The sequence below is a fragment of the Erwinia sp. TECH1 genome (assembly GCF_054057575.1).
Window position 1 is genome coordinate 3,029,545 of record NZ_JBSRZK010000001.1, and the last position, 14,362, is coordinate 3,043,906.

The 14,362-nt window shown below is 57.8% G+C and carries 13 protein-coding genes and 1 tRNA gene; 7 read left to right on the plus strand and 7 right to left on the minus strand.

Going from position 1 to position 14,362, the window contains the following annotated elements:
- Nucleotides 1-6 precede the first annotated feature (6 nt).
- A complete protein-coding gene (gene xylA, locus ACVWZ0_RS14310; protein ID WP_253460293.1) occupies nt 7-1,326 on the minus strand; it encodes a xylose isomerase in 1,320 nt (439 codons plus the stop codon).
- A gap of 360 nt (nt 1,327-1,686) precedes the next feature.
- Between xylA and xylE the strand changes: the two genes are divergently transcribed.
- Entirely contained in the window at nt 1,687-3,177 is a 1,491-nt protein-coding gene (gene xylE / locus ACVWZ0_RS14315) for a D-xylose transporter XylE (protein ID WP_253460290.1), read from the plus strand.
- A 199-nt stretch (nt 3,178-3,376) separates the two neighbouring features.
- On the opposite strand, the gene ACVWZ0_RS14320 is transcribed toward xylE, so the two are convergent.
- From ACVWZ0_RS14320 to ACVWZ0_RS14330, 3 genes are all read right to left on the minus strand, one after another.
- Entirely contained in the window at nt 3,377-4,609 is a 1,233-nt protein-coding gene (locus ACVWZ0_RS14320; RefSeq protein WP_253460287.1) for an MFS transporter, read from the minus strand.
- Nucleotides 4,610-4,845: 236 nt separating this feature from the next.
- Nucleotides 4,846-5,145: an XRE family transcriptional regulator gene (locus tag ACVWZ0_RS14325; RefSeq protein WP_253460284.1), complete on the minus strand. Its 300-nt coding sequence runs from the start codon at nt 5,143-5,145 to the stop codon at nt 4,846-4,848.
- Nucleotides 5,133-5,495: a type II toxin-antitoxin system RelE/ParE family toxin gene (locus tag ACVWZ0_RS14330; protein WP_253460281.1), complete on the minus strand. Its 363-nt coding sequence runs from the start codon at nt 5,493-5,495 to the stop codon at nt 5,133-5,135. Before ACVWZ0_RS14330 ends, ACVWZ0_RS14325 begins: the two co-directional genes overlap by 13 nt.
- A 302-nt stretch (nt 5,496-5,797) precedes the next feature.
- Between ACVWZ0_RS14330 and ACVWZ0_RS14335 the strand changes: the two genes are divergently transcribed.
- The 4 genes from ACVWZ0_RS14335 to ACVWZ0_RS14350 all read left to right on the plus strand — a co-directional run bounded on the left by ACVWZ0_RS14335 (nt 5,798) and on the right by ACVWZ0_RS14350 (nt 10,211).
- Nucleotides 5,798-6,241 (plus strand): type II toxin-antitoxin system RatA family toxin, encoded by a 444-nt coding sequence (locus ACVWZ0_RS14335; protein ID WP_253460278.1) that lies wholly within the window; start codon nt 5,798-5,800, stop codon nt 6,239-6,241.
- 204 nt (nt 6,242-6,445) lie between these two features.
- The gene (locus tag ACVWZ0_RS14340) at nt 6,446-6,937 is read left to right on the plus strand and encodes a (2Fe-2S)-binding protein (protein ID WP_125288063.1); all 492 of its coding nucleotides are present in this window, start codon (nt 6,446-6,448) and stop codon (nt 6,935-6,937) included.
- Nucleotides 6,934-7,932 (plus strand): FAD binding domain-containing protein, encoded by a 999-nt coding sequence (locus tag ACVWZ0_RS14345; RefSeq protein ID WP_253460275.1) that lies wholly within the window; start codon nt 6,934-6,936, stop codon nt 7,930-7,932. Before ACVWZ0_RS14340 ends, ACVWZ0_RS14345 begins: the two co-directional genes overlap by 4 nt.
- Nucleotides 7,929-10,211: a xanthine dehydrogenase family protein molybdopterin-binding subunit gene (locus ACVWZ0_RS14350; RefSeq protein ID WP_253460272.1), complete on the plus strand. Its 2,283-nt coding sequence runs from the start codon at nt 7,929-7,931 to the stop codon at nt 10,209-10,211. The genes ACVWZ0_RS14345 and ACVWZ0_RS14350 overlap by 4 nt, the downstream gene beginning before the upstream one ends.
- Nucleotides 10,212-10,243: 32 nt before the next feature.
- Here the strand turns inward: ACVWZ0_RS14350 and ACVWZ0_RS14355 are convergent, their stop codons facing one another.
- Entirely contained in the window at nt 10,244-10,429 is a 186-nt protein-coding gene (locus ACVWZ0_RS14355; protein WP_253460269.1) for an XdhC family protein, read from the minus strand.
- Nucleotides 10,404-11,063, minus strand: a complete 660-nt coding sequence (locus tag ACVWZ0_RS14360; RefSeq protein WP_253460265.1) for a nucleotidyltransferase family protein — start codon at nt 11,061-11,063, stop codon at nt 10,404-10,406. The genes ACVWZ0_RS14355 and ACVWZ0_RS14360 overlap by 26 nt, the downstream gene beginning before the upstream one ends.
- A 145-nt stretch (nt 11,064-11,208) precedes the next feature.
- On the opposite strand from ACVWZ0_RS14360, the gene ACVWZ0_RS14365 reads away from it, so the two are divergent.
- Nucleotides 11,209-12,663 (plus strand): AMP nucleosidase, encoded by a 1,455-nt coding sequence (locus ACVWZ0_RS14365; RefSeq protein ID WP_253460262.1) that lies wholly within the window; start codon nt 11,209-11,211, stop codon nt 12,661-12,663.
- Between the two features lie 117 nt (nt 12,664-12,780).
- Here ACVWZ0_RS14365 and ACVWZ0_RS14370 read toward each other — a convergent pair whose 3' ends face one another.
- Nucleotides 12,781-13,920, minus strand: coding sequence for a Gfo/Idh/MocA family protein (locus ACVWZ0_RS14370; RefSeq protein WP_253460258.1), 1,140 nt, complete (start codon nt 13,918-13,920; stop codon nt 12,781-12,783).
- A 290-nt stretch (nt 13,921-14,210) separates the two neighbouring features.
- On the opposite strand from ACVWZ0_RS14370, the gene ACVWZ0_RS14375 reads away from it, so the two are divergent.
- Nucleotides 14,211-14,286: transfer RNA gene (locus ACVWZ0_RS14375), tRNA-Asn, on the plus strand.
- Nucleotides 14,287-14,362 lie beyond the last annotated feature (76 nt).

Sequence of the window (14,362 nt, forward strand, 5' to 3'; positions counted from 1 at the left end):
AAGACACTAGCGGTAGAGCGCCTGGTTGACAATATTTTCCAGCCGCTCCTGATGGCCGCTGCGGTGTTCCGGAAAGAACGCTGATTTTTCCGTATAGCGCGCCAGCTCCTGCAAAGAGAATTTCCCGGTAAGAATGTCCTGGCCCAGCTGGCCCTTCCAGCCCGCGTAGCGTGCTTCGCGAGCCTGTTCAAGCCGTCCTTCTTCGATCAGACGAGCGGCAATCCGCAGGCCCTGTGCCATCACATCCATCCCGCCAATATGGCCGTAGAACAGATCGTAAGGATCGGTGCTCTGCCGACGAACTTTGGCATCGAAGTTCAGTCCGCCGGTGGTGAAGCCGCCCGCTTTCAGGATCTCATACATAATCAGCGCGTTTTCCTCCACGCTGTTCGGGAACTGATCGGTATCCCAGCCCAGCTGCAAATCACCCCGATTGGCATCCACAGAGCCAAAAATGCCCAGCGCTGCCGCCGTGGCAATTTCATGCTGGAAGGAGTGCCCGGCCAGCGTCGCGTGGTTGGCCTCTACGTTGACCTTGATTTCGTTTTCCAGCCCGAACTCCTTCAGGAAGCCATAAACGGTTGCCACATCATAATCATACTGGTGTTTGGTTGGCTCCTGCGGCTTTGGCTCGATGAGCAAGGTGCCGGTAAAACCGATGCGGTGCTTGTTCTCCACTACCATCTGCATAAACCGGCCAATCTGCGCACGTTCCTGTTTAAGATCGGTATTTAACAGGGTTTCATACCCTTCACGACCGCCCCACAACACGTAATTTTCACCGCCCAGCTTTTGCGTGGCGGCCATTGCCGCATTAACCTGCAAAGCGGCCCAGGCAAAGATTTCCGGGTCCGGACTGGTCGCCGCGCCCGCACCGTAGCGTGGATGGGTAAAACAGTTTGCCGTGCCCCACAGCAATTTCACCCCGGTCTGCTGCTGTTTTTCCGCCAGGATATCCGTCATCACCGCAAAGTTATGCAGATAGTCTTTGACGGAGTGGCCCTGCGGCGCCACGTCGGCATCGTGAAAGCAGTAAAACGGCACGTTGAGCTTATCGAAAAACTCAAAGGCGATATCCGCTTTCGCTTTCGCCTGTTCCAGCTCGTCACCGCCCTTAAACCAGGGACGATCGAAAGCGCCCGTGCCGAACATATCGGTGCCGGCCCAGCAGAAGGTGTGCCAGTAGCAGGCGGCAAACCGCAGGTGTTCTTTCATGGTTTTACCCAGAATGACTTCATCCGGATTATAAAAATGAAAGGCCAGATCGTTCTGGCTGTCGCTGCCTTCATAAGCAATTTTGGTAATACGATCGAAATAGTCTGCCATGGTCATTATCCTTAAAGATATGTTCAGGAATTAGCGGTAACCCCATCACTATGCAAACAACAAAGCGCGACACTCAATTATAAAATTTCACAAAGCGGCGCTGTAATATCCCAACCATGACCTTAGTCACAAAGTTGCTACCGGCGTGAACGAAGACACCCGTGATCCCTCTCATAAAAAGCAAAACGAGCATAGCGATTACAAAAAATTGTAATTTCTTTGGCGAGTCAGGAAGATTATGTTTACCTCGCGACATAGGGAGTTCAAAAAATAAACGCGTGGAAGTTTATAAAAAGCATCCGTCTTACCTCCAAATATAAACGCGTTTTATCCTGTTCCTTTCTACCCAAGAGGTTTGTTATGGCAATAGCATCCGAGATGAAAGCCAACAATCGTTATATAATCTCTGTCACGCTGGTGGCGACATTAGGCGGGTTATTATTTGGTTATGATACGGCGGTGATCTCCGGCACCGTTTCCTCCCTGGATAAAGTTTTTATTTCGCCCAGAGGATTAAGCGAATCGGCGGCCAACTCCCTGCTGGGCTTTTGCGTCGCCAGCGCGCTGATCGGCTGTATTATCGGCGGCGTGCTGGGCGGCCCGTTAAGCGCCCGCTTTGGCAGAAAGAAAACGCTGCTGGTGGCTGCCGTGCTGTTCTTTTTATCTGCGCTGGGTTCAGCTTTCCCTGAAATCGGCCACCGCGCCGTCGGTACTGACAGCGGCGTGCCTTATTACCTGTCGGGCTATCTCAGCGAATTTGTGATCTACCGTATCGTCGGCGGGATTGGCGTAGGCCTGGCCTCTATGGTTTCCCCTATGTATATCGCGGAAATTACGCCGGCGAAAATTCGTGGCCGTATGGTTGCCTGTAATCAGTTCGCTATTATTTTAGGGCAGCTGTTAGTTTATTGCGTGAATTACAGCATTGCGCTGTCCGGCAATGCCGACTGGCTGGATACGATGGGATGGCGGCTAATGTTTCTTTCCGGCGCCATTCCTTCTTTATTATTTTTCATTTTATTGTTTGCCGTCCCGGAAAGTCCGCGCTGGCTGGCAGCCAAAGGTATGAATGATAAAGCCGCCGCCATTCTGGAGAAGCTTTTTGGTAAAGCGCAAAGCCAGAAAGAGCTACAGAATATTTTACAGTCGGTTAATACCCGTACCAGCAAAAGCGCTCCGCTGTTTTCTTTTGGCGCTGGCGTCATTGTTATTGGCATTATGCTTTCCGTGTTTCAGCAGTTCGTTGGTATTAATGTGGTTTTATATTATGCGCCGGAGGTCTTTCGCTCTGTTGGCTCCAGTACGGATGTTGCTCTGTTACAAACTATCATTGTGGGCGTCATTAATTTAATTTTTACCACTATTGCCATTATGACGGTGGATAATTTTGGCCGTAAGCCGCTACAAATTATCGGCGCGCTGGGTATGGCGATCGGCATGTTTACGCTGGGCACCGCTTTCTACAGCAAAATGTCCGGCGTGGTGGCGCTGGGCGCAATGCTGTTTTACGTGGCGTCCTTTGCCATCTCGTGGGGGCCGGTCTGCTGGGTGCTGCTGGCGGAAATTTTCCCCAACCGCATCCGCAGTAAAGCGATGTCGCTGGCCGTGGCGGCGCAGTGGGTGGCAAACTATCTGGTTTCCTGGACCTTCCCGATGATGGATAAAAACAGCACGCTCAATGCGCATTTCAACAACGGTTTCGCCTACTGGTTGTATGGCGTGATGGGGCTGCTGGCGGCGCTGTTTATGTGGAAGTTTGTGCCGGAAACCAAAGGCAAATCGCTGGAAGAGCTGGAATCCCAATGGAAAAAACCCGCTTCAGCCGGGCTGAGTGAGAAACTGGCGGACTGACCGACTCGTGCACGGGAGGCGGCCCATCTTCCCGGGCGGAGTGATTACGACAGCCAGCCCTGGCTAAAAAGAATATCAGCTTTGCCATAAAAAACTGCACCTTACTCGGTTGGGTGACCAACTTTTAGGGTGCAGCCCATTTACAACGGGCCTGTGGTTTTTCTTACCGGCGTTTTGTCAAAGGCACAGGCATCGGCTGCTATTTAACCGATGCATTACTTTTCAGCTGCCTTATTGCCGGAACCAGGCTGGTTGCAACGGTAGCGATAACCACGGCAGCAGCGCAACACAGCAGCACGGCGCTATTGCCGTAGCGGATCGCCAGCGGCCCGGCGGCCAGCTCGCCAACGGGGATAGCAACAAAAGACCCCATAGCGTCATAAGCGTAAACGCGCGCCAGCCTGTCACGGGGAATATGCGTTTGTAGCGCATGCGCCCAGACCACGCCAAACTGCCCGAATCCTGCGCCCGCCAGGCAAAACCCGCCCATCAGTGCCAGCGCCGTCGCGCCGGTCGCCAGCTGCAAAACAGGAACGGCACAAAGCGCCACCAGCATGACGCCGATAAACATCGCGCGCTGCGGTCGCCAGCGCAGCGCGACGCACGAGCCGAGGATCAGCCCGACGCTTTGCGCGGCAATCATCATGCCCCAGCGGGTGCGGCCAAAAGAGGCGTCGGCGATCACCGGCCCCAGCACCATGACCATGCCGGTAAAAGCGGCGTTCACCACCGCAAACTGCGCCACCACCGCCCAGACCCAGGCACGCGCCGTAAACTCGCGCCAGCCGTCGCGCAGATCCAGCCAGAGATTACCCGGCGCATCGACAGGCTGATAGCTAATACGGATGCACCGATAGAGCGGCGCGGCGGCAGCGAACCCCAGCGCATCAACGGCAAGCCCCCAGCCCGGCCCAACCGCGCTGGTCAACACGCCGCCGAACGACGCGCCAAACACCGTCCCGATATAGATGCCGACCTGAATAAAGGCGTTAGCCTGACGCAGCGTTGGCGAGGGGACGGTTTGCGGTACAAGCGCTGAGGAGGCAGGCAGCGCAATACCGGCCGCCGCGCCGTTCACCGTGCCGAGCAGAACCAGCAGCGGAATAGTCGCCATCCCTTCCAGCACCAGCCATGCCACCACGCCCTGCGACAAAGCAGCCACGGCGGAGGAGGAAAAAAGCACCAGGCTGCGCGAATAGCGATCCGCCAGCACGCCGCCGAACAGCAGAAAGGCAACGTTGAAAATGGAGCGCGCCGCCACCACCAGTCCCAAATCCGCTGCGGATCCGCCCATATCCAGCACGGCGAAAGCCAGCGCAACGGGCGCAATGCTGTTGCCCAATACGGTAAGGAAACGGGCCAGAAAAAGGTTTCTGAATGGCGCATAGCGGAACGCATGTTGTCGGTGCGGGAGTGCGGCTTTAGCGTTCAAACCTGCCTCCCTGCGCACCGCCTTGAGAGCGATTCCGGCTCAGGCAGGGACTGGTGCGATCCCCGCCTCCCCCTGCGCAGCCTTGATACGGGCTGTGGTTTGACGCCGCGCGCCCTGTGATTTTTCTGCTCATGCCGCCAGCTATCGCCTCCCTGCTTTTGCCTTTAACCCTGAAAAAAGAGGGTGAAATAATAACGGCTGGCTGGCCCGTTGCCTATGCCCTTTTGCCTGCGGTTTTACACCTTGAACCCATAGTGCGAGCCGTCCGGCAGCTCTATGTTCAGCTGCAGCTTGCCGCCCGCCGCTTCGATATAGCGTTTTAGCGTGGAAAGTTTGATATCGCGCCCCGGCTTTTCCATGCCCGCCACGGTAGGCTGTTTTACACCCAGCGCCTGCGCCATCTCGCTCTGGGTTTTCTGCACCCGCTCACGCAGTTCAGCAAGCTGAATATCCAGCTGTATCTCTGCGGCCAGCTTTTCCGCTTCTGCCACGACATGCGGTGCTTCTTCCGCCAGCATCTGTTCTAATGTACGCATACGTTACCTCTGGTCCTGTTCAGATAGTCAGTAAACTCCCGATCGGCTATCGGGATCATCACGCGATAAAAACGTTTTTCATTGCCTGTTTTGCCGCCTGCGCAAAGCAGCACGCCGGTTCTCTGTGGATCAAAAGCGAAAAAGATCCGTATCGGTTTGCCACGGCACTGCACGCGAAGCTCTTTCATATTGCTGTAGCGCGAACCCTGAATGCTGTCGGCCCTGGGACGTGGCAGCTCCGGCCCTCTTGCGCGCAGTACCAGCAGCGAACCCAGCACGGCTGCCCGTTCGTGATCCTGAAGCGTGCTGAACCACCAGTCAAACCTGTCCGTTGTTTTGAGCAACCACATATGCGGCCTCCGTTAATATATCTCCAGACCTATATAGGTGTAAAACTATAATGACGGCTTTTTTTGTAAGATGCCGCTGCCTGTTTGCTAAAATCAGAAGCGCTTTCCTGAGAAAGCGTGCACGTATGCCTTGCTTGCAGTGTGAATGCAGCGCCGCTCGCAAAACTGTGCCTCGGAAAGCGCAGTTTTCTGTCTGTAACGAATTCTTTTGCGGCCGATCAATAAGCGTTAGAAAGTAACTTATTAGCCTTGAGCAGCGGCTATGTTGGCTGCGCGCGATGCCAAACAGGCTAAGGGTTAAGATGACAACTTTTGAAAAACGCATTCAGGTTAATTTCAGCCAGAGCCAGATGTATAACCTTGTCGCCGACGTCGCCGCTTATCCCGACTTCTTGCCCTGGTGTCGGCAGGTCGAGATCCTTGCCAGCCAACCGGAAGCAAAAATGGTGCGCATCGGGTTGCGCTTTCAGCAGTTTCCTGAACTTAGCCTGACAACCCGCGCCACTTTCCATCCCCCCTCCTCGCTGCATCTGCGGCTGGTAAGCGGTTCCTTTCTGTCGCAGTTTGAGGGCGACTGGTTTTTTGAGGCTACGGGAGAAAAAACCTGTACCGTGACTTTCGCGGTGAAATATCGCTTCGCTAACGGCCTGCTGCGATTGACCCTCGCCCCTTTTTTCAGCCTGATGGTCAGAATGCTGCCGGGCGTATTTATTCAGCGGGCGGAGGAAATTTATTCGCACGCCTGAAGCCAGGATGCGGCATCTGCGCCTGCAAACTGCCGCGCGCCCTTTTTCCCAAATCTGACTATCCTTATCTTTCCGATACGCTCCTCTAAAAAGAGCGATCGCATTCACCTTTTCAGGCGTGCCTGTATTTCGAGCAATGAGGCAGTGTCGACATGAGTAAGCGCTGCGCACACTGTCAGTGACCTCCCCAATCTGGAGACGACAATGACTCAACTTTATCCTTTGCAGCTCACCGTCAACGGTGAAAGCTGTCAGCTGATGGTCGATCCGCGCACTACCCTGCTGGATGCGCTGCGGGAGCATATTGGTTTAACCGGCTCAAAAAAGGGCTGCGACCAGGGGCAGTGCGGCGCCTGTACCGTGCATATCGACGGCGAACGCGTGCTGAGCTGCCTGACGCTGGCGGCCCAGGCGGCGGGCAGAGATATTACCACCATTGAAGGCCTGGCCGCGCCGGACGGGACGCTGCACGCGGTGCAGGCCGCTTTCCTGCGCCACGATGCCTTCCAGTGCGGCTATTGCACCTCCGGCCAAATCATGTCGGCCGTCGCCTGCATCAAAGAAGGTCATGCCCGTTCCGATGACGAAATCCGCGAATATATGAGCGGGAATTTATGCCGCTGCGGCGCCTATCCCAATATCGTCAAAGCCGTGAAGGACGCGGCGGCCAGCCTGAGCCAGGAGGCCACATCATGAGATCGTTCAACTATCAACGCGCGACCGACGTCAGCCAGGCCACGACGCTGGCCAGCCAGCCAGAGGCGCGCATTCTCGCCGGCGGCACGACGCAGCTGGATCTGATGAAGTGCGGCGTTGAGCGTCCCGCCACGCTGGTGGATATTACGCATTTGCAGGATCTGCATGATATTACGCTCAGCGACGGTGAGCTGACGCTCGGCACCCTGGTAAAGATGAGCCAGGCGGCCGACAGCAAAACGGTAAAAACTTTTGCGCCCGCGCTGGCGGAAAGCCTTTCGCTCGCCGCCTCGGCGCAGCTGCGCAATATGGCCTCGCTGGGCGGCAATATCCTACAGCGCACCCGCTGCAGCTATTTTCGCGATCCGCTGGCCTGGTCCGCCTGCAACAAGCGCAACCCCGGTTCCGGCTGCGCCGCGCTGAACGGCCTGAATCATAATCATGCGGTGCTGGGCACCAGCGACAGCTGCATCGCGCTCTATCCCGGCGATTTTGCGGTGGCGCTGACCGCTTTCGACGCGGTGCTGAACCTGCAAAACAGCGCGGGCGAACTGCGTTCCGTTCCCGTTACCGATTTTTTCCGCCTGCCGTCCGATCGTCCCGATCTTGAACACCAGCTCGCGCCTGGCGAGATGATCGTCAGCCTGACGGTGCCGCGTAGCGCCGCGCTGGCCCGCTCGCACTACCTTAAAGTGCGCGATCGTAGCTCCTACGAATTCGCCGCTGCCAGCGCGGCCGTAGGGCTGGAGATGGAAGAAGATAACCTGACCATCAAAGAGGTACGCGTCGCGCTGGGCGGCGTGGCAACCAAACCCTGGCGCGCTTACCAGGTAGAGCAGGCGCTGAAAGGCCAGCGGCTGGAGGAGAAAACGCTGCGCAAAGCGGCGGAAAAAGTGACGGAAGGCGCCATTGCCCGCCAGCATAACGGGCACAAAATTATTCTTGCGCCTCGCGTTATCGCCAGGGCTTTGATGACCGTGGGAGGTCTGGTATGAGCACGCTCGAAACGTCTTCGATCGGTCGTCAGCAGGCTTTAGGCAGCCCGCTGGATCGCGCCGACGGCAGGCTGAAAATTCAGGGGCTGGCGACCTACGCTGTCGAAAAATCGCTGGATAATCTCGCTTACGCGGTAGTGGTTCAGTCAACCATCGCCTATGGACGTATTACCGCGATGCATACCGAGCGAGCGCGCCAGTCGCCCGGCGTGTTGGCGGTGTATAACCACGAAAGCGGATTAACCATTCATTCAGCCAAAACCTTTGGCGAAGGCGGCGCGGCGGCGCAGGCTTTTCTGCCGTTGCAGGACGATAAGGTTTTGTGGAACGGTCAGCATATTGCGCTGGTCGTGGCCGAAACGCTGGAGCAGGCCACCGAGGCCGCCGCGCTAATTGAGACGGAATATGAACAACAGCCGCCTGTGGTGCATCCGACCCACCCCAACGCTAAACCAGAAACGGTGGATGCGTTAACGATTGACTGGGGCGACGCCATCCCTGCGCTGACCCAGGCGGAGGTGCAGGTAGGCGGCATCTATACCACGCCCAGAGAATATAACTCGCCCATTGAGCCGCACGGCTGTATCGCGCACTGGCAAAACGGCAGCCTGACGCTGTGGGAACCGAGCCAGTGGCCGGGCGGCGCGCGTCAGGTAGTATCGGAATGGCTGGCGATAGATCACGACAAGGTGCGCGTGATTTCACCCTTTGTCGGCGGCGGCTTCGGTTGCAAAGGCGGGATACAGCCGCATAGCGCGCTGGCCTGCGTGGCCTCGCGCGAGCTTAACCGGCCGATTAAACTGGCGCTGACCCGGCCGCAGACCTTTACCGCTTTCGGCGGCAGGCCGCGCACGCATCAGCAGCTGGCGCTGGGCGCCAACCGTGACGGGCTGTTACAGGCTATCGTGCACGACAGCTGGAACGAAACCGCGCTGAACGATGTGCACAAGGAGCCTTGTAATTCCGTAACGGCGCTGATGTACGCCTCGCCAAACTTTTTATCGCACCACAAGCTGATCCACCTGAATACCGTCAATCCAAGCTGGATGCGCGCGCCGGGCGAAAACCCGAGCGCCTTTGCGCTGGAAGTGGCAATGGACGAGCTGGCGTGGGCGCTAAAAATGGATCCGCTGGCGCTGCGCCTGAAAAACTATGCGGAGCAGGATCCGCAGGCCAGGATCCCCTGGAGCTCTCGCCAGCTGCGCGAGGCTTATCAACAGGGCGCCGACGCATTTGGCTGGAGTAAACGTCCTCTTGAGCCGCGCAGCCTGCGCGAAGGCCGCCAGCTGATCGGTTGGGGAATGGCTTCCGGTACCTATCCGGTACGCCGTACGCCCGGCGAGGCGCAGATTGTTTTGTCCGCTGACGGCAGTATTGAGGTGCAGAGCAGCGGGGTGGATATCGGCACGGGCACCTACACTATTCTGGCGCAGACGGCGGCGGACGTGCTGCTGGTTGCGCCGGAAAGCATCACCGTGTCGCTTGGCGATACGCTGCTGCCCCGTGCGCCGGTTGCGGGCGGTTCGCAGCTGGCGAATTTGCTGACCGGCGCGGTGCATAAGACCGCGCAGGCGCTGCGCGATAGGCTGATAACGCTGGCGACTGCCACGGAGAAATCGCCGCTGTGGCAGCAGCCGCCTTCCGCTCTCTCGCTGGCCGACGGTTATCTCTGGCTGAGCAACAGCCCGGGATTACGGATTAGCTTTGCCGAGCTGCTGAAGCTTAGCGGCCGCGAAAAGCTGGTAGCGCATCAGGACACTTTCGATAAAACCGCCAGCGAGGAAGATCGCAACAAAGCGGATCGTACTTCCACTATGATGCTGCCGCCTACCGATGGCGGCGTGTCGGCCCACAGCTGGAGCGCTATCTTTGTCGAAGTCGCAGTAGATGAAGACTTCGGCACGGTGCGGGTTAAAAGAATGGTCGGCGCCTTTGATTCCGGCCGGGTTTACAATCCTAAGCTGGCAGAAAGCCAGTGGATTGGCGGCATGGTGATGGGCATTGGCCAGGCGCTGCTGGAGCAGGGACAGATAGACGATCGCGACGGCTGGATAGCCAACGCCAACCTGGCCGACTATCTGATAGCGGTCAACGCGGATATCCCTGAACTGACCACGATTGACGTTGGCAAGCCGGATTACCTGGCTACCGTGCTGGGCGGCAAAGCGGTCGGCGAGCTGGGGATCGTCGGCGTGGCGGCCGCCATATCCAATGCGGTCTGGCACGCCACCGGCAAACGCATCCGCGATTTACCCATCACTCAGGACAAGCTGTTATAACCGCAGGCGGGCTGGCAAACGGCCCGCGATTTTTATGCGGCGCCAGCGCTGTTTCGGCTGGCGTTTTGCTGCCGATCGCCAGCCCTACCGGCGCAAACCGCACCGCCCCCGTCAACGATCGGCAGCGATCCCACTGCCCAAGGCGACGATCCCCAGGTTTTGATGACGATACAGAGCCAGACGGGCCGATCTTTAGTCCAGCTCAGCGCCTGGCGCATAACCCGATCGTTGAGCGACAGCAGGGCTCTCTCCTGCTGGCAGCTGTGAAGGCAGATCGATATCCTGCAAAATTGACGTATCCTGTAGCTCAATCGTATACAGGGGAAACTGCACCAGCAGGCTGCGTGCGCCCTGCTCATCGGTCAAGGCGCTGAGCGCCCTGAAAGCGCAGCGGCCAAACCCCACCGGATGCCCCGGACTGGCGCGAAAAACGGGGCGCACGATCCCCTCCTCAACCACTTTACTGGCTACCAGCCGCAGCGTGGCCGCAGAAATAAAGGGCATATCGGCCAGATGGATCAGCCAGCCGTCCCATGCCGCCGTCTGGCGAACGCCGGCGGCGATCGATTCGCCCATGCGGGTATTTTCCACCAGCACCGTCGGAATGCCCTGCTGCTCGCAGTAGTCCCGGATGGCCTGCTGCGCGGGCCGCGTCACCACGCATACCGGCAGGCCGCTCTGCTGCGCCGCCTGGCAGCTGTGAACAAACACCGATTTTACCAGCCCTGACGCATCGGCGAACGCCGCCTGGAGCTTATCGGTTGCGCCACCCGCTTCGGTAAACCGCTGTCCCTGACCGGCCGCGATAACCAGAACGCCGATCGTTTTTTCCCTGTGCTCATGCTTATCCATATCCCATTCCCCTTATTAACGTTCGGGGCTACCAGCGTAGCGCAAATTATCCCCTGTGGGGATGAATTCAGACTGCGCCTGAGCGCGCACGCTTTATTTCAGCTAACATGCTGTTAAGAAAACAATAACCGCCCAGGAGAGACTTATGACGCGGCCACCATCAGGATTAACCGTAGACGAGGCGCTGGATAAGCTGGATGACCTGTACGAAGCAGCGGTCAGCGCGCTGCGCCAGGCGATTACCACCTATGTCAGCGAAGGCACCTTGCCGGATGCGGCCAGCCGCGCCGCCGGCCTGTTTGTTTACCCGGAGCTGCGCGTCAGCTGGCAGGGTGATGCGGCGGGCCACAAGCTGTCGCGCGCCTTTGGCCGTTTTACCCGCCCCGGCAGCTATGCCACCACCATCACCCGCCCCGCGCTGTTTCGCCACTATCTTTCCGAACAGCTTTCCATGCTTTGCAGCGAGTATCCGGTAACGCTGGAAGTCAGGCCTTCGCAGCAGGAGATCCCTTTCCCTTACGTTATCGACGGCTCCAACCTGGGGCTGGATCGCAGCATGAGCGCCGGGCTGGCGCAGCATTTTCCGACTACCGAGCTGGCGCAAATTGGCGATGAGAACGCGGACGGCCTTTACCAGCCGGGCGAAAAGTTCCCTTTGTCGCATTTTGACGCGCTGCGCACCGACTTTTCACTGGCGCGACTGCGTCACTATACCGGCACGCCGGTCGAGCATTTTCAGTCGTGGGTGCTGTTTACCAACTACACCCGCTACGTTGACGAATTCGTGCGCTGGAGCTGCGAGCAGATAGCAGATCCGGATTCGCCTTACGAAGCTCTTTCCTGCGCGGGCAATATCTGCGTGACTGCCGAAACGCCGGATCCCCAGACCACTATTTCCGGCCTGGCGTGGAAAAACCACCAGATGCCGGCCTGGCATTTAATTGCCAAAGAGGGCCAGGGCATTACGCTGATTAATATCGGTGTTGGCCCCTCCAATGCGAAAACCATCTGCGATCATCTGGCGGTGCTGCGTCCGCATGCCTGGCTGATGATTGGCCACTGCGGCGGCCTGCGTGAAAGCCAGACGATTGGCGACTACGTGCTGGCTCACGCTTACCTGCGCGACGATCACGTGCTGGACGCGGTACTGCCGCCGGATATTCCGGTACCGAGCATTGCCGAAGTGCAGCGCGCCCTGTTTGACGCCACCAAACAGGTTAGCGGCATGCCGGGCGAAGAAGTTAAACAGCGCCTGCGTACCGGCACGGTGGTGACGACGGACGATCGCAACTGGGAGCTGCGCTATTCCGCCTCCGCTCTGCGGTTTAACCTCAGCCGCGCGGTAGCGGTGGATATGGAAAGCGCCACCATCGCGGCCCAGGGCTATCGCTTTCGGGTGCCTTACGGCACGCTGCTCTGCGTCTCCGATAAGCCGATCCACGGTGAGATCAAGCTGCCCGGCCAGGCTAACCGTTTTTACGAAGGCGCGATCTCTGAACATCTACAGATTGGCATCTGCGCGATAGATCTGCTGCGCGCGGAGGGCGATAAGCTGCATTCGCGTAAGCTTCGTACCTTTAACGAGCCGCCGTTCCGCTGAGCAACAGGGCGGAGGTAGAAGCCTCCGCCTGTCAGAGACTGATGTCGCCAAAGCCAGCAGCTGGTATCGCTAAAGTGGTCATTCTTATCTCCGGCGAAAAAGCATAAAAACGCCGCATTAAAACCGGGACGTGCCCTGCACCTCAATCCAGCGACGCTCCAGCGCAGAAACGGCTATCGCCTCCAACACTTTCGATACCTGTAGCCCTTCGGCAAAGTCTGGCCACATCGGATCGCCCGCCGCGATGCCGTTGATTAGATCCCGGATTTCCACTGTTTTTTGATCGTTAAAGCCGATGCCGTGTCCGGCAGAAATGCAAAAGGCAGCATAATCAGGATGCGCCGGGCCGGTCAGAATGGTTTTAAACCCCTGTCGTCCGGCGGCGTCCTCATGCTGATAAAGCGCCAGTTCCGCCATTCTCTCCTGGCTGTAGCGGATCGCTCCTTTCGTGCCGGTCACCACGTAGGTCAGCCCCATTTTGCTGCCGCAGGCGATACGCGACGTTTCAATCACGCCGTGCGCGCCGTTGGCAAAGCGCAGCAGCGCGCTGGCCTGATCTTCGTTTTCTACCTCGCGCAGCACGGCGGGATTTTTCGCATCGGGACGTTGCCCGATCACCGTCTGCATATCGCCAGAAACCTCGCGGATTTCGCCTACCAGATAATGCGCCATATTAACGATATGCGCGCCCAGGTCGCCAAGCGCGCCCAGCCCGGCCAGCGCCTTCTGACAGTGCCAGTCCAGCGGTGCCTGCGGGCTGGCGAGATAATCTTCATTATGCGTGCCGTAAAAATGCACCACCTCGCCTATCTCGCCGCTGGCGATAATCTCTTTCGCCAGCTGGCTGGTAGGGTTTTTCATATAATTAAAGCCCACCAGCGTTTTCACCCCGGCCTGCGCGGCGGCCCGCGTCATCTCCTCGGCATCCGCCACGCTCAGCGCCAGCGGCTTTTCAGAATAGACATGCTTGCCGTGGCGGATAGCCTCCAGCGCCATTTCTTTGTGCAGAAAATTGGGCGCGCAGATATCCACCACGTCGATCGCCGGGTCTGCCGCCAGCTCGCGCCAGTCCCCTGTCCAGCGGGCAAAACCCAGCGCTGCGGCCTGCGCTTTGGCGACCGCCGGGCTGACCTCCGCCACCATCTCGCGCACGATCTCGCCTTTCAGCGCAAAGACGGTGGCCGCCTGCGCATAAGCAATCGCGTGACAGCGTCCGATATAGCCGGTGCCGATCAAACCTATCCTGACTTTTTTCATTGGGGTTCCTTACGGGTGAACGAGGCGCGTCGATGGAATGTATATTTCAAAATCCGTCTGAACAATGTGAAAATGAAATAAACGTGATCATGCTGACGAAAATTGCTGCGTTATTCAGTGGTTACATTCACGGATTGCGAGGCGCTACGCAAAGCCTGGCCGACGGCGTTTTTCGCGTCGGGCGATGCCCGCCGCTTAATTGCCGATTAATGCAGCAGTCAGCGAAAAAAGTGCAAACAGGCTTTGACATCGCAAATCGCTATAGATATTATGCGCCCCGTCCCAACAATTCCTCTGTAGTTCAGTCGGTAGAACGGCGGACTGTTAATCCGTATGTCACTGGTTCGAGTCCAGTCAGAGGAGCCAGATTTGAAAAGCCCGCTCAGGGTTACCTGAGCGGGCTTTTTACTGTTTCGCATTTTCATTTGGGCCGTTATCGTCA

Excerpts from the sequence above, each read along its gene's own strand:
- xylA (WP_253460293.1), bottom strand. The coding sequence starts at position 1,326 with ATGGCAGACTATTTCGATCGTATTACCAAAATTGCTTATGAAGGCAGC.
- xylE (WP_253460290.1), top strand. The coding sequence starts at position 1,687 with ATGGCAATAGCATCCGAGATGAAAGCCAACAATCGTTATATAATCTCT.
- ACVWZ0_RS14325 (WP_253460284.1), bottom strand. The coding sequence starts at position 5,145 with ATGCGTACATTAGAACAGATGCTGGCGGAAGAAGCACCGCATGTCGTG.
- ACVWZ0_RS14330 (WP_253460281.1), bottom strand. The coding sequence starts at position 5,495 with ATGTGGTTGCTCAAAACAACGGACAGGTTTGACTGGTGGTTCAGCACG.
- ACVWZ0_RS14335 (WP_253460278.1), top strand. The coding sequence starts at position 5,798 with ATGACAACTTTTGAAAAACGCATTCAGGTTAATTTCAGCCAGAGCCAG.
- ACVWZ0_RS14340 (WP_125288063.1), top strand. The coding sequence starts at position 6,446 with ATGACTCAACTTTATCCTTTGCAGCTCACCGTCAACGGTGAAAGCTGT.
- ACVWZ0_RS14345 (WP_253460275.1), top strand. The coding sequence starts at position 6,934 with ATGAGATCGTTCAACTATCAACGCGCGACCGACGTCAGCCAGGCCACG.
- ACVWZ0_RS14350 (WP_253460272.1), top strand. The coding sequence starts at position 7,929 with ATGAGCACGCTCGAAACGTCTTCGATCGGTCGTCAGCAGGCTTTAGGC.
- ACVWZ0_RS14355 (WP_253460269.1), bottom strand. The coding sequence starts at position 10,429 with ATGCGCCAGGCGCTGAGCTGGACTAAAGATCGGCCCGTCTGGCTCTGT.
- ACVWZ0_RS14360 (WP_253460265.1), bottom strand. The coding sequence starts at position 11,063 with ATGGATAAGCATGAGCACAGGGAAAAAACGATCGGCGTTCTGGTTATC.
- ACVWZ0_RS14365 (WP_253460262.1), top strand. The coding sequence starts at position 11,209 with ATGACGCGGCCACCATCAGGATTAACCGTAGACGAGGCGCTGGATAAG.
- ACVWZ0_RS14370 (WP_253460258.1), bottom strand. The coding sequence starts at position 13,920 with ATGAAAAAAGTCAGGATAGGTTTGATCGGCACCGGCTATATCGGACGC.